At 51.0% G+C, this 22757-nt stretch carries 17 protein-coding genes and 1 tRNA gene; 9 read left to right on the top strand and 9 right to left on the bottom strand.

All coding sequences use genetic code 11. The features are described from left to right. Positions 1 to 243: 243 nt before the first annotated feature. Positions 244 to 320 (top strand) — tRNA-Val (locus D568_RS0110280). A gap of 161 nt (positions 321 to 481) precedes the next feature. Next, positions 482 to 2389: a molecular chaperone HtpG gene (gene htpG, locus D568_RS0110285; protein WP_020209520.1), complete on the top strand. Its 1908-nt coding sequence runs from the start codon at positions 482 to 484 to the stop codon at positions 2387 to 2389. Between the two features lie 42 nt (positions 2390 to 2431). On the opposite strand, the gene D568_RS0110290 is transcribed toward htpG, so the two are convergent. The 3 genes from D568_RS0110290 to acnB form a co-directional block, all read right to left on the bottom strand. Beyond that, on the bottom strand, positions 2432 to 2905 hold the full coding sequence (locus tag D568_RS0110290) for a methylglyoxal synthase (RefSeq protein WP_020209521.1): 474 nt from the start codon (positions 2903 to 2905) through the stop codon (positions 2432 to 2434). Positions 2906 to 2918: 13 nt separating this feature from the next. Then, positions 2919 to 3758 (bottom strand): SDR family oxidoreductase, encoded by an 840-nt coding sequence (locus D568_RS0110295; protein ID WP_020209522.1) that lies wholly within the window; start codon positions 3756 to 3758, stop codon positions 2919 to 2921. A gap of 61 nt (positions 3759 to 3819) precedes the next feature. Then, positions 3820 to 6438, bottom strand: a complete 2619-nt coding sequence (gene acnB / locus D568_RS0110300) for a bifunctional aconitate hydratase 2/2-methylisocitrate dehydratase (protein WP_020209523.1) — start codon at positions 6436 to 6438, stop codon at positions 3820 to 3822. Between the two features lie 233 nt (positions 6439 to 6671). On the opposite strand from acnB, the gene D568_RS0110305 reads away from it, so the two are divergent. Genes D568_RS0110305 through D568_RS0110315 form a run of 3 tightly spaced genes read left to right on the top strand, consistent with a single transcriptional unit; the run spans position 6672 to position 8770 of the window. Continuing rightward, positions 6672 to 7631, top strand: a complete 960-nt coding sequence (locus D568_RS0110305) for an SMP-30/gluconolactonase/LRE family protein (protein ID WP_020209524.1) — start codon at positions 6672 to 6674, stop codon at positions 7629 to 7631. Between the two features lie 52 nt (positions 7632 to 7683). Beyond that, positions 7684 to 8151, top strand: coding sequence for a DUF1289 domain-containing protein (locus tag D568_RS0110310; protein WP_026286974.1), 468 nt, complete (start codon positions 7684 to 7686; stop codon positions 8149 to 8151). Between the two features lies 1 nt (position 8152). Further along, positions 8153 to 8770, top strand: coding sequence for a MiaE family protein (locus D568_RS0110315; protein ID WP_020209526.1), 618 nt, complete (start codon positions 8153 to 8155; stop codon positions 8768 to 8770). Between the two features lie 27 nt (positions 8771 to 8797). On the opposite strand, the gene D568_RS0110320 is transcribed toward D568_RS0110315, so the two are convergent. The 3 genes from D568_RS0110320 to D568_RS22205 all read right to left on the bottom strand — a co-directional run bounded on the left by D568_RS0110320 (position 8798) and on the right by D568_RS22205 (position 11733). After that, entirely contained in the window at positions 8798 to 9301 is a 504-nt protein-coding gene (locus D568_RS0110320; RefSeq protein ID WP_020209527.1) for a DUF934 domain-containing protein, read from the bottom strand. Next, on the bottom strand, positions 9285 to 10949 hold the full coding sequence (locus D568_RS0110325) for a nitrite/sulfite reductase (protein WP_020209528.1): 1665 nt from the start codon (positions 10947 to 10949) through the stop codon (positions 9285 to 9287). Before D568_RS0110325 ends, D568_RS0110320 begins: the two co-directional genes overlap by 17 nt. A 505-nt stretch (positions 10950 to 11454) precedes the next feature. Then, on the bottom strand, positions 11455 to 11733 hold the full coding sequence (locus tag D568_RS22205; protein WP_020209530.1) for a DUF2970 domain-containing protein: 279 nt from the start codon (positions 11731 to 11733) through the stop codon (positions 11455 to 11457). Positions 11734 to 11781: 48 nt separating this feature from the next. Between D568_RS22205 and D568_RS0110340 the strand changes: the two genes are divergently transcribed. From D568_RS0110340 to D568_RS0110355, 4 genes are all read left to right on the top strand, one after another. Beyond that, positions 11782 to 12471, top strand: a complete 690-nt coding sequence (locus D568_RS0110340) for an RluA family pseudouridine synthase (RefSeq protein WP_020209531.1) — start codon at positions 11782 to 11784, stop codon at positions 12469 to 12471. A 24-nt stretch (positions 12472 to 12495) separates the two neighbouring features. Further along, on the top strand, positions 12496 to 13290 hold the full coding sequence (locus tag D568_RS0110345) for an ion transporter (protein WP_211211671.1): 795 nt from the start codon (positions 12496 to 12498) through the stop codon (positions 13288 to 13290). A 157-nt stretch (positions 13291 to 13447) separates the two neighbouring features. Beyond that, positions 13448 to 14035, top strand: a complete 588-nt coding sequence (gene nfuA / locus D568_RS0110350; RefSeq protein ID WP_020209533.1) for a Fe-S biogenesis protein NfuA — start codon at positions 13448 to 13450, stop codon at positions 14033 to 14035. 44 nt (positions 14036 to 14079) lie between these two features. Beyond that, positions 14080 to 15186, top strand: coding sequence for a DUF481 domain-containing protein (locus tag D568_RS0110355; RefSeq protein WP_020209534.1), 1107 nt, complete (start codon positions 14080 to 14082; stop codon positions 15184 to 15186). Positions 15187 to 15316: 130 nt separating this feature from the next. Here the strand turns inward: D568_RS0110355 and D568_RS0110360 are convergent, their stop codons facing one another. The 3 genes from D568_RS0110360 to D568_RS19890 all read right to left on the bottom strand — a co-directional run bounded on the left by D568_RS0110360 (position 15317) and on the right by D568_RS19890 (position 22688). Then, positions 15317 to 16402, bottom strand: coding sequence for a 3-deoxy-7-phosphoheptulonate synthase (locus tag D568_RS0110360; protein ID WP_020209535.1), 1086 nt, complete (start codon positions 16400 to 16402; stop codon positions 15317 to 15319). A gap of 143 nt (positions 16403 to 16545) precedes the next feature. Beyond that, positions 16546 to 19995, bottom strand: a complete 3450-nt coding sequence (locus D568_RS0110365) for a UvrD-helicase domain-containing protein (protein WP_020209536.1) — start codon at positions 19993 to 19995, stop codon at positions 16546 to 16548. Then, complete coding sequence (locus D568_RS19890; RefSeq protein ID WP_020209537.1) at positions 19992 to 22688, bottom strand: PD-(D/E)XK nuclease family protein; 2697 nt, start codon at positions 22686 to 22688, stop codon at positions 19992 to 19994. The genes D568_RS0110365 and D568_RS19890 overlap by 4 nt, the downstream gene beginning before the upstream one ends. Between the last annotated feature and the right edge of the window lie 69 nt (positions 22689 to 22757).

A 22757-nucleotide genomic window follows, 5' to 3' on the forward strand; every position in this document is an offset into this window, starting at 1 on the left:
CGATTAGCCTAGGTGTGGGTATCACGCGCCGTTTCCTTACAATAAGTCATTATACTTTATTCACACACGAAGAGTGAGATCAAAGTTGCAGTTTTCACCATTATTCAATGGCTTAGATTCTAATGCTGTATTAATTTGTTATCAGTTTGAAGTAAATAGGCCTTGCCTAGGTTGTTAATGCTTGGTAAAGTTCGCGCCCAGTTGACGCAGGTGGAACTCTACACTGCTCAACAATTCTTTTGTACGACCGTAGCTCAGCTGGTTAGAGCACCACCTTGACATGGTGGGGGTCGGTGGTTCGAGTCCACTCGGTCGTACCAATTCTCTTGCAAAATCAACCCCTTATAGACCCAAAGCACTTTTATACATAGTGACTTTTTATTCCCTGTCGCTTGAATTTCTTCATTCTCTCCCCCATCTACTGAACCGGATATGAATAGGCCAAAATATGGCCTGGTATTTGTGTACAGGAGCTTTAAAAATGACGGTAGAAGCGCAAAAAGAAACCCGCGGCTTTCAGACAGAAGCCAAACAGCTTTTACATTTGATGATTCACTCGCTTTACTCGAATCGTGAGATTTTTCTCCGCGAGCTGGTTTCTAACGCCTCAGATGCTGCTGATAAGCTGCGATTTGCGGCGGTTAAGGATGACTCTCTTTACGAGGGCGATGGTGATCTTAAGGTGCGCGTCAGTGTGGATAAGGATGCCAAGACCATCACTATTAGTGATAACGGTATTGGCATGAATCGCGACGATGTCATCGAAAACCTCGGAACGATCGCCAAATCCGGCACTGCCGCTTTTATGCAAAATCTAACAGGGGATGATAAAAAAGACGCACAACTGATTGGCCAGTTTGGGGTGGGCTTTTATTCTTCCTTTATTGTGGCTGATAAGGTTGTTGTTACCACTCGTAAAGCCGGTGATTCTGCAGATCAAGGGGTGCGCTGGGAATGCGATGGTGAGGCTGAGTTTGTCATCGAAAATATCGAAAAGACTTCACGCGGAACCACGATTGAACTCCATTTAAAAAGCGATGCTGAAGAGTTTGCCGATGACTGGCGGTTGCGCTCGATCATCAAAAAATACTCTGATCACATCGCCATTCCCATCGTCATGGAGAAGGAGGTTCCTGCGGAAGAAGAGGGTGGTGAAGCTACCAGCGAAGACGAAGTAGTCAACACGGCTACGGCGATGTGGACCCGTTCTCGCTCTGACGTGAGTGACGAGGAATACAAAGAGTTTTATAAACACATCAGTCATGATTTTGCAGACCCTTTAACGTGGAGTCATAACCGAGTTGAAGGAAAGCTGGATTACACCAGCTTACTGTATATTCCCGCCAAAGCCCCTTTCGACCTATACAATCGAGACGGTGCACGAGGCTTAAAACTTTATGTGCAGCGTACTTTTATTATGGATGAGGCTGAGCAGTTCTTGCCTCTGTATCTGCGATTTGTAAAAGGTGTAGTGGATTCGAACGACCTGTCGCTGAATGTGTCGCGGGAAATTTTGCAGAAAGATCCCAATATTGATTCCATGCGCTCTGCGCTCACTAAGCGTGTGCTGGATATGCTTAACAAGCTGGCCAGAAATGAGCCAGAACAGTACGCCGAATTCTGGAAAGAGTTTGGTGAGGTGCTTAAAGAGGGGCCGGCAGAAGATTTTGCCAACCGCGAAAAAATTGCCGCACTGTTGCGGTTCGCCAGCACTCATACCAACACACCAGAACAAAGCCATTCGCTCGCAGACTATCTTGCCCGCATGCAAGATGGGCAAGACAAGATTTATTACATCGCCGCAGAAAATCACAACACGGCAAAAAACAGTCCCCACCTCGAAGTATTCCGTAAAAAAGGCATTGAGGTGCTGCTGTTGTCGGACCGTGTTGATGAGTGGTTGATGAGCCACTTGGCGGAATTTGATGGCAAACCCTTACAGGACGTGGGCAAGGGCGAGTTGGATCTGGGTGAGCTGGATAACGAAGACGACAAAGAGGCGAAAGAAAAAACCGCAGAGGCGATGAAGCCACTGATCGAGCGCGCGCAAAAAACTCTGGGTGAAAAAGTGGCCGAGGTGCGTGTCACTCACCGGTTAACCGAATCACCCGCCTGTGTGGTCGTACCAGAGCATGAAATGGGTGCGCAAATGCGTCGCTTGCTTGAGTCTGCGGGCCAAGCAGTACCGGAATCCAAGCCCATTTTTGAGTTGAACCCAGAGCACCCCTTAGTGCAGAAGCTGGATCAGGAGCAGGATGAAGATCGTTTCGCCGATTTAACTGAAGTGCTGTTTGATCAGGCAAATCTCGCAGAAGGTGCTCACTTAGCGGATCCGGCGGCTTACGTTCAGCGCCTGAACAAGCTGCTCTTGGAGCTCAGCAACGGCTAAATTGGATTTGCAGTGACTTGAGTGACATAAAAAAGCCGGGCATTAATTGCCCGGCTTTTTTTCGGTGCGGCTTTTCATATAGCCTTCGTAATCGGGGACGGCGCGTGCAAACTCTTGATTGAATAGGGGGGATGAAATCATAAAGTCTGCGCTAATGACGTTGCAGGCTACCGGCACGTTCCACACCGCGGCGATTCGTAATAACGCTTTTACATCAGGGTCATGTGGCATAGGTTCAAACGGATCCCAGAAGAAGATTAAAAAATCCACTTTGCCTTCGGTAATTAACGATCCAACTTGCTGGTCTCCACCTAATGGCCCGCTGATAAGCTTATTAATTTCAAGACCGGTGGCTTTATTGATGACGGTACCGGTAGTGCCAGTGGCATACAAGGTGTGTTTGCTAAGAAGACTCGCGTGAGTTTCGCACCAGCGGACTATATCTGGCTTTTTGTTGTCATGAGCCACAAGGGCGATAGATTTATTGGCGGGTAAGGTGATGTTCTTGTATTGCATAAATTTATCCCAACTAGCTGGAAATTCGCCCCAGTATATTGTCCATCATTCTCGTTGTCAGGATACGTTTTAGATATCCCATCAAATATGTGGGGAAAGTAACATAGTAACGAGGCTTAGGTTTTTTTGCTGTAAGTGCGTGGAGCAGCTTCTTATAGACGGCTTCTGGGCCTAAAGTAAATTTAGATGCCGGCCCAGGTTTGGATAATCGATTCACCGCAGCTGCGTACTTAAAGCCATGGCGGCTGCTGTTAAAGTCGATATTCTGTTCCAGCGCCTGCAGTGCATTTTTTCTAAAATCACTTAATATTGGCCCAGGCTCAATTAGCGATACTTTAATATTCGTATCGGCCAACTCGAGCCTGAGTGTGTCCGTAATCCCTTCCAGGGCAAATTTGCTGGCATTGTAGGCGCCGCGAAAGGGCATGGCAGCAAAGCCCAGTACAGAGCTGTTATGTACAATACGGCCATAACCCTGTTGATGCATAACTTTCAATACTGCGTTTGTGAGTTCGCACCAGCCAAAAAAATTTGTCTCGAACTGTTTACGGAGTGTGTCTCGAGACAAATCTTCAACTGCCCCCGGCTGTCCATAGGCGCCATTGTTAAACAACGCATCCAGCTTTCCGTTGGTAAGGTGCAGAGCTTTTTCCAGCCCCTGGGTAATGCTTTGAGTGTCGGAGACATCCAGTTGGATGCAGGTGACCCCCTCTGCCTGTAAGCGACTGACATCGGCTGTTTTTCGGCAGCTTGCGATAACCTGCCAGCCATCCTTCACCAGGGCTTTGGCACAGTAGTAACCAATCCCAGTTGAAGCGCCGGTAATTAAAATACTTTTCTGTTCCGTGGTCATATATTTCACCTATAAAAAAGCCCACCGGGTGGTGGGCTTTAAAACTCACGTATTCCGCAAATTAAACGGCTACGTTTTGAATTTCAACAGCAGCTATTCGCTTGCCTTCATCCGCTGATTTTTGGTATTCCTCAATCTCGTTGAAGTTGAGGTAGCGGTAGATATCAGCGCTCATGCTATCGAGTTTGCTGGCGTAGCTTAAATACTCTTCGGGCGTTGGAATCTTACCCAAAATAGCTGCAACGGCAGCCAGCTCAGCAGACCCCAGATAAACCCCAGCGCCTTGCCCCAAACGGTTGGGGAAGTTACGGGTTGAGGTAGACACAACCGTAGAGTTAGGAGCTACACGCGCTTGGTTACCCATGCACAGCGAGCAACCGGGCATCTCGGTGCGGGCACCTTTGCGGCCGTAGATGTTGTAGTAGCCTTCTTCCATTAACTGGTGCGCATCCATTTTGGTGGGTGGCGCAATCCACAGGCGGGTAGACAGCTCTTCCTTAGCGGCGTCCAGCAGCTTACCGGCGGCGCGGAAGTGACCGATGTTGGTCATGCACGAACCGATGAACACTTCATCAATCTTGGTGTTCTGCACGTCCGACAGGGTTTTCACATCGTCGGGATCGTTCGGGCAAGCCAGAATAGGCTCTTTGATGTCCGCGAGGTCAATCTCGATTACAGCGGCGTATTCGGCATCGGCGTCCGCTTCCATTAACTCCGGGTTTTCCAGCCACTCTTCCATTTTTTGTGCGCGGCGCTCCAGGGTGCGAACATCGCCGTAGCCTTGTTCGATCATCCAGCGCAGCATCACAATATTGGATTTCAGATACTCGATGATTGGCTCTTGATCCAGCTTAATGGTACAGCCAGCCGCAGAGCGCTCTGCTGAGGCATCAGAGATTTCGAAAGCCTGTTCTACTTTCAGCTTGGGCAGGCCTTCTACTTCCAGAATACGGCCAGAGAAGATGTTCTTCTTGCCTTTTTTCTCGACGGTCAACAGGTCTTGCTTGATAGCGTAGTAGGGGATGGCGTTAACCAGGTCGCGCAGAGTAATGCCGGGCTGCATTTCGCCTTTAAAGCGAACCAATACTGACTCGGGCATATCCAGCGGCATAACACCGGTGGCGGCGGCAAAAGCTACCAGGCCAGAGCCGGCCGGAAAGGAGATACCCAGTGGGAAGCGGGTGTGCGAGTCGCCACCGGTGCCCACGGTGTCGGGCAGCAACATACGGTTCAGCCAGCTGTGAATAATACCGTCGGCTGGTCGCAGGGAAACACCGCCACGATTCATGATGAAGTCGGGCAGGGTGTGCTGAGTGTCGATGTCAACGGGCTTGGGATAGGCAGCGGTGTGACAGAAAGATTGCATGGTCAGGTCGGCTGAGAAGCCGAGGCAAGCCAGATCTTTCAGCTCATCGCGAGTCATTGGGCCGGTGGTGTCTTGTGAGCCTACGGTGGTCATCTTGGGCTCGCAGTAGGTGCCGGGGCGAATGCCTTCGGTGCCGCAGGCACGGCCTACCATCTTCTGCGCCAGGGTGTAGCCTTTGCCGGTATCGGCGGGTTGCTCAGGCAGACGGAAGACATCGGTGGCGGGCAAGTTTAGAGAGGCGCGAGCTTTAGCCGTGAGGCCGCGACCAACGATCAGCGGAATACGGCCGCCAGCCTGCACTTCATCCAGTAGGACTTGAGATTTTAAGTCAAATTCGCAAATGACATCGCCGGTTTCGGCGTTGAGGATTTTACCCTCGTAAGGGCGAACATCGATCACATCGCCGGTATTTAAGTCATCAACGGGGGCTTCAAAAACCAGTGCGCCAGCGTCTTCCATGGTGTTGTAGAAAATAGGCGCAACTTTACCGCCAATGCAGACGCCGCCGGTGCGCTTGTTGGGAACGCCGGGAATATCTTCACCGATGTACCACAGTACCGAGTTGGTGGCCGACTTACGCGAAGAGCCGGTGCCCACAACGTCACCCACAAAGGCTAGCGGATGGCCTTTGGCTTTCAGTTCGTCGATCTGCTTGATGGGGCCGATATTGCCTTCATCGTCTGGGGTGATGCCGTCGCGGCTGTTTTTGTACATGGCCAGCGCGTGCAGCGGGATGTCAGGGCGGGACCAGGCGTCCTGCGCCGGAGACAGGTCATCGGTGTTGGTTTCACCGGTAACTTTGAATACGGTCAGTTTAGTGCTTTCGGGCACTTTTTTGCGCGAGGTGAACCACTCGGCATCGGCCCAGGACTGCAAGACTTCTTGAGCGTGTTTGTTACCGGCCTTGGCCTTGTCTTCAACGTCGTGGAAGGCGTCGAACATCAGCAGGGTGTGCTTCAGCTCTTTAGCGGCTAAAGGTGCAAGAGTTTCATCATCCAGCAACTCAACCAGAGTTTCGATGTTGTAGCCACCGTGCATCAAGCCCAGCAGCTCAACGGCTTTAGGTTTGTCAATCAGAGGAGATTGTGCTTCGTCTTTGATCAGTGCGCTTAAAAAGGCCGCTTTAACGTAAGCCGCTTCGTCTACGCCTGGTGGCACACGTTCGCTGATCAACTCTAATAAAAAGGCTTCTTCTCCAGCGGGAGGGTTCTTCAACAACTCAACCAGGTCGGCGACCTGTTCTGCGGATAAAGGTTTTGCGGGCACGCCTTGGGCTGCGCGTTCGGCAACATGGTTGCGGTAGGCTTCAAGCACGATTGTGATCCTCTGATTGTATTTGAATTACTCCGTCGGCAGGATCGCTGCTTTGGAGGCTATCCATGACCCACATGGATGATACCCGGGCCTGTCACTCGGCCCTGCGGGCTAATCGGGCGCGAATTATACCTTATCGAGCTGCGCGTGTTAACTTGGGTAATATTTAAGCTGGTAGCGCAAACATGCTCTGCTAGAATACAGCGTCTATTCGAACCATAAAGAGATTAAATATGAAGAGCCTTATTGCCCCTTTGACCGCCGCCTTGGTATGCGCAGCCTGCACTCATGCGTCCCACGACTCCAACCTGAGCACCACCAACAATGAGGCTTGCATTGGCGTTAAAGGGGGCGCCCCGCAGGGCGCTCTGCAGGCTACTCGCATTCACGCCGCCGACAGCTCGGTTCCCAGTCTTTATGAGGGGCCGGTTTGGACAGGTGGGCGTTTGTATTTTTCGCATTTTCGATTTTCTGATGGCTTTCCTGCCAATATTCTTGCGTACGACGGCAGTGAGCTGACGATTGCCTTGGAAGATTCTGGCAGTAACGGCTTGGCCCGCGACCACGCGGGAAATATTCTCGCCGGTACGCATAAATACAAATCCGTTTCGCGTTATCAGCTTAACGATTGGCAGCGCACCAATGTGGCATCGTCGTTTAAGGGAGAGGTATTTAATTCCCCCAATGACTTAACTCAAGCAAGCGATGGCACCGTGTATTTTACGGACCCTGATTTTCAGCGCGCCGCAGCCCCTGGTGGGCAGCCAGTAACCGGTGTGTACCGGGTTCGCGATGGCGAGGTGGTGTTGGTGGATGACAGCATTCAAAACCCAAATGGTATTTCTCTGTCCCCCGATGAGCAATTCTTGTACGTCGCGGGCGGTGGTGAAAATGGCTTTGTGCGCCGCTATGACTTGAGGGGCGAATTGCCTGTGGAGGCGGGTAACCTGCTCGACGAAGTTGAGGTACCCGACGGCATGGCGGTGGATTGCTTGGGTAATGTTTATGTGACGGAGCATACTGCTCAGCGAATTCGAGTGGTTAATCCCGCAGGTGATGTGATTGCCACCATTGCCCTGGACGCTAATGTCACCAACGCGGCTTTTGGTGGTGATGAGGGTAAAACGTTGTTTATCACTGGGGCAGGGTCTTTGTGGCAAGTGGATTTGCCGGTTAAAGGTCTGCCTTACTAGCCATTGCTCATGTAGAATACGGGCTCACTTGCCGCACCGCTGTAACATTATGATGCCCGTATTTAAATCTGTAAAAACACCGTGTGTCGGAATTTGTTCTACCGGCATTGGCGATAGTGTCTGTCGTGGCTGCAAGCGTTTCTCTCATGAAGTTATTCACTGGAACGCATACAGCCAAGAGCAGCGTCGTATTATTGCCAATCGGCTGGAGTCCTACCTCACGCAAGTGGTCGCCAATCGTATTCGCGTGCTAGATGAAACGCTGCTGCTGACGCAAATTCGTCATCAACAAATCCAGTTTAAGCCTGAGCAAAGCCCCGAGTGCTGGGTGTTTGATTTACTGCGCGCCGGTGCGAGTCAAATCAGCAATTTACAAGTTTACGGGCTGGAGTTGATGCCTGAATGGCGTGACACCTCGTTAGTGACTATCCGCGACGATATCGATAAGGATTATTACGCGCTGTCTTGTGCCTACTACGACCGATACATAGCCCCAGGCTTAATAGCTTCTGATACCTAATATGATTGACTTATCTGAAATAAAGAATTTTTTACTGTGTGAAACCCCGGACAGCTGGGTGGATAATGCCTTGCAGCATCCGGCATTGATGTTGCTGGATCACGCTAATTGTGAGAAAAAAGCCGCTTCTACTGCCATCCATTTGATGTATCGCTACGTTTCGGATTTTGAGCTGCTGAATAAAATGTCGCGCCTGGCTCGTGAAGAGTTGCGCCATTTCGAGCAGGTGATTGCAATCATGGAAAAGCGCGGGGTTCCCTACGAGCAAATTACCGCCTCTCGTTACGCGGCTGAGCTTCGTAAGCCGGTGCGTACCCACGAGCCCGGACGCCTGATTGATACGCTGATCGTAGGCGCTATTATTGAAGCGCGCTCTTGCGAGCGTTTTGCCAAACTCGCGCCGCATCTGGACGATGAGCTGCAAGGGTTTTATCTATCCTTATTGAAATCAGAAGCGCGTCACTTCAAAGACTATTTAACTCTTGCGCAAAAATTCGCCGGCGGCGAGTCAATTCAGGAAAGGGTGGATGAGTTTTTGGCTTTGGAGCGGGATTTGGTTGTGGCAGGAGATTCAGAGTTTCGTTTTCACAGCGGGCCAATAGAAGAGGGGGCAGGCTAACGGTTGAAACCGTTAGCCTGAGGGCTGTTAGGCGCGACGGCGAAACAGCGGCTGTGGCTGGTCCACGCCTGTTTGATAGAACTCGGTAAAGTCTTTTAACGACTGCTTAGCCGCTTCAAGATCCGCTGCTTCATCGTCAAAGCGGAATGAATTCACCCCGCAGCGAGATAAATAACACAGCTGGTCACGTATAAATGCGCCCACGGCACGCAACTCACCTGTAAAACCAAAGCGCTCTCGAATTAAGCGAGCGGTAGAAAAGGCGCGACCATCCATGAAGCCTGGGAAGTTTACCGCCACCAAAGGAAGGGCTTTAGCGTCATCACCCAATTCAAGCGCGCTTTCGTCGCTGTCAAGCCATACACCGATATCGCTGCGTGATTTCAGCTGCTCACGCTGAGCTTTCCATACTGATAAAGGAACAATCACTTGACCGGCGGGGACCTTGGCCTCAGTTGCGTCGCCCTCAGGTTTATCGAGACGCACCCAGGTGTCATCGACAATGGCGCCGTCTTTAACTAGCTTTGGCATACACGCGCTCCTTAAATGGGGTGATACCGATGCGGTTGTAGGTATCGATAAACAATTCTTCTTCGGTGCGATTTTCCAAGTAAACGTTAACCAGATTCTGAACCACTTCGGGCATCTGTTCGGCCTCAAAAGCAGGCCCCAGTACTTTGGCCAGCGAGGCCTGGTTGCCAGCGTTGCCGCCCAACATTACTTGATAAAACTCTTGGCCCTTTTTGTCCACGCCCAATACACCAATGTGGCCGACATGGTGATGCCCGCAGGCATTCATGCAACCAGAGATATTTAAATCCAGGTCACCCAGATCATAGACGTAATCGAGGTCCGTAAACTGACGCTGAATAGCCTCGGCAATAGGGATCGATTTGGCGTTTGCCAGCGAGCAGAAGTCGCCACCTGGGCAGCAGATGATATCGGTAAGCGTGCCGATGTTTGGGGTGGCAAAGCCGTATTCTTTTGCGGCGAGCCACAGCTCCATTAGATCGCTTTTGCGAACGTCGGCCAGAACCATGTTTTGCTCGTGCGTCGTGCGCGCCTCGCCAAAACTGAAACGCTCAGCCAAATCGGCAATTCGCTCAAGCTGGGTGTCAGTCAGATCGCCGGGGGCGATGCCAGTAGGCTTGAGCGAGAGGGTAACAGACGCGTAACCGGCCACACGGTGCTGTCGTACATTGCGCATTAACCACTTGGAGAATGGCACATTGTCGCGGGCTTGTTGATCCAGAGACGCCTGAGCGCTGGCATCGTCCAGGGTGGTGTAGTCAGGTTCCGTAAAATAAGACTTGGCGCGAACAATATCCTCTTCACGCAGGGTGCTTGGCGCGTCTTTAAGGTGCTCCCACTCTTTCTCCACGGCTGCGGCAAAGTTTTCAGGCCCCATGGCTCGCACCAAAATCTTGATACGGGCTTTGTATTTGTTGTCTCGGCGGCCGTGCAGGTTGTACACCCTTAAAATGGCTTCGAGATACGTAAGGATATGCTCTTGAGGCAAGTAATCGCGGATTACGCTTCCGATTACAGGGGTTCGCCCTAAGCCGCCGCCCACCAGCACCTTAAAGCCGACCTCTCCGTTTTCGCTTTTGATCAGCTGAAGGCCGATATCATGTACCTGAATTGCCGCGCGATCCAATTCTGAACCAGACACAGCGATTTTGAATTTCCGCGGTAAAAATGCAAATTCTGGATGGAAGCTGGACCACTGACGAATGATTTCACAATACGGGCGTGGATCGACGACCTCGTCTGGGGCTACGCCCGCGAACTGGTCGGATGTGACGTTACGAATACAGTTACCGCTCGACTGAGTGCCGTGCATCTCAACTTCGGCAAGTTCAGCCAGAATATCCGGCACTTGTGCTAGCTCTGGCCAATTGTATTGGATGTTTTGGCGGGTACTGACATGGCAGTAGCCTTTATCGTAATCCCGGGCGATGCGTGCCAAACGACGCAATTGGGTGCTGTTAAGCATTCCGTAGGGCACATTAATACGCAACATGGGGGCCAGTCGCTGAACATAGAGGCCATTTTGCAGGCGCAAGGGCAGAAACTCCGCTTCGCTCAGCTCACCCTTTAAATAGCGTTCGGTTTGATCGCGGAACTGAGCAACTCGCTGGCGCAGAATCTCGTGGTCATATTGGTCGTAAATATACATATATCATTTACCATAGCTGAAAAAGCCCGGGGCAGGGCGTCGCAGGCGCGCAAGGATACAGCAAAACGTGCGCGGCGGCGAGGCCCGGAGCGGGGCAAGGTAACAAGTTCAAACGCAGGTTTAAATGAATATATTTCACTAACCTTAAATCTTATGGCTATAAGCATGCGGCGCATCTTGCCAGACGCGGTCATTTGGTATATAAGAGCCATTCATTAGGAGAAAAACGCATAGGATGTGAACGACTAACAGGGTGTTGAGTCTTTAGCAGCAACACCAGACCTTCAAGACTGGGAGAATAAAAATAATGAATGAACAGATTGAAATGCAAGAGCAAGGTGACAGTGTGGCGGATGCGGTAGCGGCTGTCTCGTTAATTGCTATTTTCGTAATCACCTGTATTTTTTGGATCAGCGGCCAATAGCTGCTTGCTTCCACCACAGACAAAAGCCGCCCATAGAGGCGGCTTTTGTCTGTCTGGGAGAGTCGTTTTCGTAATATTGAGTTATGGTGAATTTAGAAGGTGGTGGACCAAAAGCATGAGGCCACCAATAAACAGCCCTGTGAAAATAACCCCAGCCAAAATATAGGGAAAAATGCTGCCACTGGCGAAGTCACGCTCGCGATTTTTATGGCTTTGTACCCCTACGGCCGCCGCCAAAGTGCTAAGGGCGAGCTGGCCCATGCTTATCTTGGTGCCTCGTGGCTTTGTTACCGCGTCCGCTTCGCGCTGCAATTGATGCTGCTCGGTCTGCTCATGCGGAGGCTCTTGTTTATAGTTCATAGGGTTATCCGCTAAAATAGTCACTTTTGAGGATAACAGCTGATTGCGATGATTACACCTGCAGGGAATACCCCCATTCGGGAATTGGCTATTTTGCCTCCGTGTAAAGAAGATATAGATATTCTTCAAGAGACGCCTGATTTTGTGCTGATCAATAAGCCAGCGGGGTTGCTGAGCGTGCCAGGGCGTCATCCAGACAATAACGACTGCGTTCACACACGCCTGGAAAAAGTTTATCCCGGCTGCAGCATTATCCATCGGTTGGATTTTGACACGTCAGGCATTATGGCGGTGGCACGCAATAAAGCCGCCCACGGGTTTATTGCCAAACAGTTTCAAGCGCGGGAGACCTACAAGCTTTACACGGCTGTCGTCGAAGGAGAGCTGGCAGACTCCGAAGGTGTTATCGACTTGGCCATTGCGCCCGATAAGACCAACCGTCCTAAGTACAAAATTGATATCGAAGAGGGTAAGCCCTCGGTTACCCGCTACCGGGTACTGCACTTCGATGCAGCGACCAACACCAGCCGTCTCGAGCTTGAGCCCTTGACCGGCCGCTCACACCAGCTCAGGCTGCATATGGCCGCCATGGGTCACTCTATTCTTGGCTGTGGGTTTTACGCCTCAGAAAACACGGCGGCCTTATCAAAGCGACTGCTGTTGCACGCTACACGGCTGCGATTTAAGGCGCCGGGCAGGGGTGAGCTGATCGACGGGTTTAGCCCATGCCCCTTTTAATTTACGCAAGCTGACGATGGAGTCATGTTGAAGCGAACCGCACGAATGCCATTGCGACGCAGGCTGTATATTTATCTGGAGCCACGCGCCTGGCCTTTCGGAGTCTCGCCGTTCAACATCGCTGTCTGCGTCTTAATTCTATTGTCGATGATCGGTGCGATTCTTGAGACCGAACCCACTTTAACTCGCGGCCATGAATCTTTTATTCGCTTTTGCGAGCTGGTTATCAGCGGCGTTTTTTTGCTGGAATACCTTGCCAGGTTGTGGGTGTGTGTAGAAGATCGGCGTTATCAGCACCCGCTCTGGGGGCGAATTAAATACGCGTTAACGGCCGCCGCGCTGCTGGATTTGCTGGCTTGTTTGCCGCTGCTTTTGGGTGTTGCCAGCTCGGAGTCTTTGCTGTTGCGCTTTGCACGCTTGTTTCGCGTGCTGCGTTTGGCTCGTTACGGTCAGCTGGCGCGCGCAGTGCAGCTGGTGATTAAAGCCATAATGTCCAGGCGCTATGAGTTAATGGTCAGCGTTTTCATTGCCGTCGGCATGATTTTGGCTTCATCCACACTTCTATATTTTGCTGAGCGCAATGTGCAGCCCGAAGCGTTTGGCAGTATCCCCAGGGCCATGTGGTGGGCAATTATTACGTTCACTACGGTGGGCTATGGCGATGTCTACCCGGTTACTGAGTGGGGCAAAGTGTTCGCGGCACTGACGGCGTTATCGAGTATCGGTTTGATCGCTATGCCCACGGGCATTCTCGCTTCAGCGTTCAGTGATGCTATGCGAAGGGGGCGCGATGAGATTGGCAACCAACGCAGGCACTAATGGGTTAGCGGGTGGGAATGCCCTTCGCAACGCCGACAGTTATAAGCATCTGCCGATTGAATCTTAGGTCAACTCCCTTGTTAATGTTAATTTCATCGAAAGTAGCGTAAAATACCTGACTAAATTAATCAGGTATAGAGGTTAAATACTGTCGGCTATGCTCAGCGTTGATATTACTCCATCTGCACAAACCTACCTCAAAGGCTTACTGGATAAGCAGGACAACAACGAAGGTATTGGCATTCGTATGTTTGTCGCCAACCCAGGCACGGCTCAGGCAGAGACGTGCATTGCCTACTGCCGCCCTGAGGAAGTCAAAGAAGGGGACGTTACCTTAGAGCTTGAAGGCTTCAACGCCTACTTTGAAGAGCGCAGTTTACCATTTTTAAAAGATGCCAAAGTGGATTACTCGGCCGATAAAATGGGAGGCCAGCTAACCATTCGGGCGCCCAACTCCAAAATGCCCCAGGTAACCGACGACAGCCCCCTTGAAGATCGAATTAACTACGTACTTTTTAACGAAGTTAACCCCGGCTTGGCGGCACACGGCGGCGATGTCAGCTTAGTGGAGGTCACTGATGACAACTATGCGATTTTGCGTTTTGGTGGTGGCTGCCAGGGGTGTAGCGCGGTAGACTTGACCCTGAAGAACGGGGTTGAAGTGGCTTTGATGGATAAGTTGCCGGAGCTCAAGGGTATTCGCGATATAACCGATCATACAGACCGCACCCAATCCTACTATTAACTGCTTGATACGCTCAGACTAATACACAAGGATTTGGGTGGTCGGTGAACAAAACGCTGAACGTTTTACGGCTTTTACTGCTTGGCCTGTATTGTTATCCGGCCTTATTAGCGGCACAGACTGATACCAATGCGCAGGGTTCGGTCTGGCCTGCAGCCCCGGACAGGCTCGCCGGTTGGGACTGGTTACAGCTCGACTCCGGTGAGTGGGTCAAAGGTGAAATTATCGGCTTGTACGATAACACGCTCACCTTCGATTCAGATCACTTCGATGAAATGACCCTTGACTGGGACGATGACGTCAACCGTGTACTGTCCGCTCGAAGCATGAGTGTACGTCTCAGCACCGGGGTGACGGTCTATGGCCCGGTTGATATCGACGAAAACTTCCTTAATTTTGCTTCACCTGTGGCCGCGCAGTACCCGCGCTCGACCATCATCGCCATGACCAAAAAAGGCGACAGAGAGCGAGACCTGTGGCGCACCGAGCTGGGCTTTAGCGGCACGCTAAAGGGCGGTAATGTCGATGAAAAGGGCTACAACCTGAACTTTGAAGTGGCGCGTCGTACGGCGATGTCGCGTTTAAGCATCGATTATCGCGGCAGCTTTGATGAAACCGCTGGTGTGCAAACCCAAGAGAGCCACCGCTCTAACGGTCGCTTTGATCGATTTATCGGCTCTTCTTTGTACTGGACGCCAGTGTATATAGAGTATTTCCGCGACCAATTCCAGAACATAGATGCCCGTGTTACCTACGGTGTTTTTATTGGTTATTACATTGCCGACAGCAAGACCTTTACCTGGAGCATCAGTGGCGGCCCAGGTTATCAGTACCAAGAGTTTACCACCGCACCCGTAGGCCAGGATTTGACCCAAGAAACTCCGGCCTTGTTGGCCGAGTCGAAGTTAACCTGGGACATCACGGACGATATCACTTACGAGTTAAGCTACCAGCCGCAATTTACTAATGACGAGACCGGTCGCTATAAACACTATCTTGAAACCGGTTTAAAGTTGGATGTTACGGCTAAACTGGCGGTGGATTTCACTTACACATGGGATAGAACGGCAAAGCCCCAGGTGGACGAGGATGGCTTACTACCCGAAAAAGACGATTACACGATGTCTGTTGGTGTGACCTGGAATTATTAGCACCAGATTTTGTACCCGTGTAGGCTAAAGCAAAACCACCACCCGGTTTCAAATCGGTCAGGTTTTTCAGGCAATAAAAAAGCCTACCAGCCGCAGCGGGTAGGCTTTGCAGCCAATAAGCTGTTAACGCTTAAGGGTAGCGTTTTTCCAGCATTGGCTTTATTTTTTCGCGCATAGAGCGAAGCGCTTTTTCGGTAGCGGCCCAATCGATGCAGGCGTCGGTGACTGACACCCCGTATTCTAACTGACTTAAATCTTCTGGAATTTTCTGATTGCCGGCGCCAATGTTACTTTCAACCATTAAACCAATAATGGACTTATTGCCTTCTACGATTTGATTGGCAACATTATCCATAACCAGGGTTTGCAGGTTGTGGTCTTTGTTGGAGTTGGCGTGACTGCAGTCCACCATAATGTTCGGCAAGATCTTCGATTTTTCCAGCTCGTCTTCGCACATGGCAACGCTTACCGAATCGTAATTGGGCTTGCCGTTACCGCCGCGCAAAACCACATGGCCGTAACTGTTGCCGCGGGTGTGGATAATAGACACTTGACCGTCTGAATTAATGCCCAGAAAACGGTGTGGTTTAGAGACCGATTGCAGGGCGTTAATGGCAACTGTCAGGCTGCCGTCTGTGCCGTTTTTAAACCCTACAGCAGAAGACAAACCACTGGCCATTTCACGGTGAGTTTGCGATTCTGTCGTACGAGCACCAATGGCAGACCAACTGATCAAGTCCTGCAGGTACTGTGGCGAAATAGGGTCCAGCGCCTCAGTGGCGGTGGGCAAGCCCAGTTCGGCAATATCCAGCAAGAGTTTACGACCAATATGTAATCCTTCTTGAATCTTAAACGAGTCATTCAAATACGGGTCGTTAATCAGGCCTTTCCAGCCAACGGTGGTACGAGGTTTTTCAAAATAAACGCGCATGACAACATAGATAGTATCACTGACTTCTTCGGCCAGCTTTTTCAGTCGGGCTGCATAGTCCTTGGCGGCCTCAACGTCGTGAATAGAGCAGGGGCCTATCACTACAAAAATACGGGGGTCTTTGCGATCAAGAATATTGCGAATGGTGGCGCGACCTTCGGTAATTACCGTACGTGCGCTATCGGTCAGCGGCAGCTCGCGTTTGAGCTCAGCCGGCGAAATGAGCAGCTCTTGAGAGACGACGTTGATATCGTCTACCGCTGCATCTTGAGTATCGTGTGACATTGTCTTTACAGATTTCCTATGTTGTCGTAGTTGCGCGTCTGAAAATCATCAGACACGCTTATTCTACTGAATTTCAATGGCTTTTTGGTGATGATTTTGCCAATTACAGGAATATTTGAAATCTATCATAAAGAGATGTGTGATTAAATCTCCAAGAAGTCCAACGGGGCCGTTAACATTGGACAGTAAATCGCTAGCTTCAAAGGGTAGGACTCTTGCGAAAACAAGGAAGCATAGCGCTGAAGCTGACCGGTATAGGCTTCTCGTAACCGAGCCGCTACTTCCGCTTCCGACTCCCCTGCCAACAGCTCTGCCGTTTTATAATCAATAATCCAGCGCTGCCCGTTGCAGACGAAAGTTCGGTCGATCACATGACGTTTGTAGTTAACGGCCGATTGCCCAGATGCTGTGACATAGGTCGCTTCAATCGCACTGTGCGGATGACTATTGTCCAGTATCCAGCGACCGCGTTCCGAACCCAGTGCATTCCTGATGCATAACTCTATTCTGGCTGTAGCTTTAGAGAGCTGTGGCGGTAGAACTCCTGCGGCAGTGAGCAGGCTTCGCCAGAGGGCTTTCTGAGAAGCAATATAGTCTTCGGGCTCTGATGGAAGAGGGCTGGCTGCTAGAGCTTCAAATATTCGGTGCACAACGGTGCCTGTGAGTCGCGCCAGACGTGCATCCATAGTTTCCGTTTCAGGCAGATTAACATCATCTGCGGTAAATTCTCTTCCGCGCAGAGCCGCCAAGTGCGGGTTGTCAATGGGCGCGGGGGGGCACCACTGAGGGGCTAAACGTCTCAACGGTTCTGCCATCTGTTCTTGTTGCTTTTCATTACTTTGAGTATTAGCGCTGGCCCGTCTAATCGTGGCTTGTTGATACATATAAGGCCACAATGTGCTTAGCTGGCCAGTGGGCTTAATAGCTTCGGGCGGTTGGTCCGCCGCATGTTTGATACAGGCGGTTAAGTAAAGATTATTAATGGCACGGGTGCAGCCTACGTAGAGCAGGCGGGTTGCTTCAAAATCGGCTTGTATCTTTTGTTCAGCACGTAGATACGTGTAAATTGGCCCCTGGCTCTGTCCTTCGGGGGCAAGCGGCCCTAGCAGTAATTGAGTCTGGCCCGTGCTTGACAATCTTTCCCGCCATAAAAACAGTGATTTATCATCGCCGCGGGTGCGCCGATCTAAGCCAGGAATAATAACCGTATCAAACTCCAGCCCTTTGGATTTATGCATGGTCATAACCTGGACTCGAGCCCCGGGGTTGTTGGACACGGCATACAAAGACTCGATGGCACGGTTGAATCCATCCCAGTCGCCAATTTTGCCTGATTCGTCGTATTGATCTAATAAGTCAAAGTATTGGGCGGCTACTGCGTGGTCATCATCCGCTAATAAAGTGGCGGGAGCCCCCAGCGCTAACCAGACACCATAGACCCATGAGCGCAGAGATTTACGTTGTTTTTGCTCAAAGGCTAACCGCAAAACCGAGTCAAGGCGGCGACAGTTTGTTTGCCCTGTATTACTAAGCCCCTGCAAGGCTTCAGCGTTACACAGTCTTGCCCAAACAAACTCCAACCCACGACGCTCGGCAAGCGTATTGTCTGAATCAGCGTTACCCACCAGCAAAGTCAGATCGTGCAAGTCCAGGCCAACCCAGGGAGTGCGCAATACACAGAGCCAGGCCGTCCGGTCTTCAGGTCGCAACAGGGCTCGGGTTAGGCTCATTAAGTCAGTGATCACCATGCGGCTGGCGAGTGAATCCATATCTTGAGCCTGGAACTCAATGCCCTGACGATTTAGCGTTTCGATGATTTGACTAAGGTGGCGACGATTGCGCCCCAACACGGCAATGCTTTCATCTGGTTTTTGTGTAAGCGTGCTTTCTATGAGCTGAACAATGCTCTGGGCTTCACTGGCTCGAGCATCATCAATGCACTGACCTTGGTCTTCATCGTAACCAAAAGCAAGAAGCTGAACACCCGAGTCTGCTGTAGAAGACTTGAATGCCTCCGACGGGCTGTAGGTTACCGCTCCGCGAGAAATGTCGTCATTAGCAGGAAAGGCTTGCTGAAAAACGTCGTTTACCCAATTCACTACCGGCGCGCGTGAACGAAAATTGACCGTCAAATCTAATGGAGTGAGAGAAACGCTACCAATACCGTGGCTTCTCGCTTGCAGGAAAAGGCCAACATTAGCGTTGCGGAAACCGTAACACGATTGCATCCCGTCACCGACGATAAACAAGGTTCGTCCGTCCCCAGGCTCCCAGCCAGCAGTAAGCTTTTCCAGCAGTTGCAGCTGGGGCTGTGAAGTATCTTGAAACTCATCCACTAAAATATGACGGATTCGATAATCAAGCTTCAGGGCAATATCACTGGGTGAGTCTTCTTCCCCCAAAGCCTGAAGCGCCGCGAGGGTGACTTCGGTGAAATCTGTGGCCCCTAGCTCTGCAAAGCATAACCAAAGCTCTGCTGCCAGGCGGGGCAGGCAGCGGGTTAGGCACTGTAGAATATCCCATTCATCATCATGATAATGAGCGCTTGGTAAAGTGCGAAGCTCGTGGAGCTTAACAGCCATATCCGGGCTCTCAGATTGCAACGCTGCCACAATATGACTAAAAAGTGCTTTTGATTCTTTCCCCGCTGCCCCAGCGGGAATGCCTTGGTTTTTATTCAGACTCTTTCGAAAGCTGCCCGCCGTGGTGAGTAAAAAGTCGGCCAGCAGCTGCCACATTTCCAGCTGTTGAACCTCTGTTTCGGGCAGCTCAGTGATACCCGAGAACTCGACAAAAGAGTTGTCGGGCTGCTGTTCGCTTAAGAAAGAGCCAGCCCGGTCTAGCAGTTCACATAATTCACTGGCTATTGGTAAAAGCTGTTTTTTTACGGTGCATAAATGCTCTTGAATAACGCTATTGAGAACAGACTCAAAGTAGTCTCTTGCGTGTTCATCAGAGGCTGACATAATTAGGCCGAGCCACTGTTCACGTTTGCTGAGCAAGTCTACAAACAAGTCTGTCAGGTTCTCTAGACGATTATCCAGATGCCTACAAAGCTCTACCAGTGCACTCCCATGCGGGGTGTTATTGCCCGTGCTTTTCAGTAGACGGTAGGCCGCTTCACGATAGACGGCCTGTGAGTCTTCCAGCGTGTCAGGTAATTCACCCATACCGCTGTGAAAGGGTAATTGCGCCACAATTGAGCGGCACAGTCCGTCAATTGTCTGAACCCTTAGGCGGCTTGGGTTTTTTAATAGCTGCCAGTTATTGGCTTTATCATGCTCTAATAAAGCGCGAGCGCTGTGCCAAAGGGCTTTTTCATGCTCCGCGGATGGCTCAGGGGTGTTGGCGGCATGATCAAGCGCGTTGATGATTCTTTCGCGCATTTCACTGGCAGCTTTATTCGTAAACGTGATTGCCAGCACTTGCTCAGGGGCGTCAACGCTTAACAACAGCTTAAGTACGCGATGGGTGAGCAACCCGGTTTTTCCTGACCCTGCCGGAGCACTAACGGCAAACGACTCGGTCGGATCTAAAGCTCGGGTTCGCGCGGAACTATCCGCAGGCGTTGAATTGGCAGTTAGCTGTGTCACAAGGTGCCCTCATTCTGGCTTAGCCAGCGTTGGAGCTGGGCGTTTTCATTAGTACGAGATAACGGCTCTAACCAAGAGTCGTAGCGCTTAGCGTCAAGGCTGCGATAGGTCGTACTGGCGTACCCTTGTTGTAATTCCGAGGCAAGCTCCTGAAGTTTCTCCTGCCAGGTATCCAGCTGTTGCGGCCAACTACCCGCCTCAGGAGGCCCAATACCCTCAATGACCTGGGTCGCTTCATCCCCCCAGCCAGACAACTCCGTTGCTTTGGCACTAATGCTGACCAAAGCGATAGCAGCGATATTCAGATTGCCTAGAGCGCAGGCATAAAGAGGCAGCTGAGGGTCGGTAAATCTTGTTTCTTTCCAGCCGCTGGTGCTTGAGCTGCCGGTTTTGTAGTCAATGACCAGTCGCTCGCCTGAGCTTAGCGTGTCTACTCTGTCGAGACGGACATCAAACTCCAGGCCTGCGAACTGCGCGCTGACCTTTTCTTCCAGCCAGTGAACCGTAAAATCCGGGCGCTGCTTTTCAAGCTCTAACCACTCCAGTATTTGCTGGCTAAGCCTTTCGCTTTCTAATGCGATCAAGGCAGCGGTGAGTTCAGGGCGCTTGCGAGAGGCGTTAGCTACGGCCTCCTGTGCAAGCTTATTGACCCGCTGGCTCAGCGCCTCTGCGCTTGAGGCAAGCAGGGCACTTTGTGTTTGTATCTCCTGCCAGAAGTTGGCGAGAATACTATGCAATATATTTCCGCGCTCTGCGGCCGAAAAACCGAATCTCGGTGCCTCAATCTGGTAAGCACCTAATCGATAATTAGCAAAGGCCGCAAATGGACATCGAGCCTGCGCCGTAAATATGCCGCTACCACCAGGAAGCGAATTGAGAAGCAGCGGAGGTCCGAACTCACAATCAACCCATTCAAGAGCCTGACTTGCTGCAACCTTGTGGTAATTAATTTGCGAAAGAGTTTGTGAATTTTCCGTGAGAAGGGGAGTATCAAGCTTCGGTATATCTTGAATTAATGCACTGGGCAATAATTGCCTGTCACCCTCGGCCCTGGGGTAGCTGAAAATAACCATAGGGGCACAGTGGCGTAAACGCTGAGTTAACTGCTCTGCGTAAACGAGTTCTCGTTCCGCACTTGCGCGAGGCATTTTCCATTCACGCTGAAGCCCTATCGGCAATAGTGGATTGGGACTTGCGGCGGGTGGCCACGCCTGATGGTGCATACCCATCACCCAGGCGTGAGTAAAATTAAGCCCCGATGCTTCAAGTAATCCCAGCACCTGAATAGGGGAGTCCGGTGTTTGTGGTTGGAAAGGTGTGCGATCAAGTTGCTTTTTAAGTAAGTTAAGCGTGTCACCAAGTGTCAGAGGTGTTTGCACTCGAGAGAGTTGTGAGAGCTCAATGAGTGTATCATTCCAAAGCGAGACTTGCTGATACTCCACACTATCCAAACGGCGTTCGCCGGGCCAGCCGAGTTGAGCCAGCAAGCTGGATATTTTTTCGACCCATTCGCCCAGGTTCAATTTAAAATGTGCTTGACGCTCAACATCCTGAGTGACTTCTAAACGCTTGGCAAAGCCGGCCTCACTGCCTGAACGTTCGATTAATTCTCGACAAAGCTTACGTATTTCAGAGCTTTTAAGTTGATACTTTGCTCGGCTTCTTAAGGTGGCAATAGCTTTTGTGCGCAAAAGCTTTTCAGCTTCGTATTCACCCCAAAAAATAGAATCAAGAACGCTTACCGCCAAGTCTGTTTGACAGGGGCGACAATGGAAGGTGATCAACTCCAAAGCCGAGTTGATAATGGGAGTTCGCCCGAGAGGCGTACCGGTAGAAAAGTTAAACGGGGCGACCTGTCGGGGCTGGTTTGGCAGAGGCGATAGAGGAGTAAATACTTCGCTAAATATGCGTTCTACTTGATCGCGCTGCCGTCCCAACTCAGGAACAATAATACCGATCACCGCTTTCGGGTTCTTATCCAGTATTTCATCTGCCCATAATGCAGCCCGCCGTATTTCATGCTCGGAGTCAGCTTCGCTGGTAACACTTAGTAAGCCTTCAGAGGTGGCGTCATCAATAATCTGCGCATCAGGGAGAGCCGTCTCTAGCAAAACTTCGATCAGGGGTGGGATATCATCAAACCCATAAATACTGGCGTTATACGTTTGGGGCAGCTGTCCGTTATTGAGGGCAATAATGAGCTGCTCTTGAGCGTCTTCACTGGTGATAAGGTCAAGCGCATTAAGGCGACCATGGAATGCGTCATACCACTGGCTAAACGGCTCCTGGGCCGCGGGCCAGCTGGCAACCTCTTGAATAGGGCATCGCCATGCTTGCAGAGCAACGCGAGCAGCCTCTGCTTTAGCGGCTAATTGGCTTGCTTGCAAGAGCTGTTGTGCGCCTAGCTGATCCGAAATCACCTGCTCCCAGATCAAGCTGGTTTGCCAGCGGTTAATGATGACCTTGGGTTGTGCCTGAGGGGTAAATAAATAGCGATTCCATTGGTGCTCCAACCACTGGTTTAAGGCATAAACCTGCGGCTCTGGCCAGCTTACTTGGCCACCTTGTCTATGCTGAAAGTCGTGGTAAGCGCGCAAGATTTGATTTCTTTGGCGGTTATTGGCAGTTATAAACAACCGACCATCTTTTAGGCGCTCCAACAGAGGCTCGATAGCAAATAATACCGCCGACATATTTCTCTCCTTATGATGGTCGTCGAAGTGTACGGTTATACCAAGCGGTGGAGCAAGATCTCGAGCATC

It is taken from the genome of Gilvimarinus chinensis DSM 19667, assembly GCF_000377745.1.
In the GTDB taxonomy this organism is placed as follows: domain Bacteria; phylum Pseudomonadota; class Gammaproteobacteria; order Pseudomonadales; family Cellvibrionaceae; genus Gilvimarinus; species Gilvimarinus chinensis.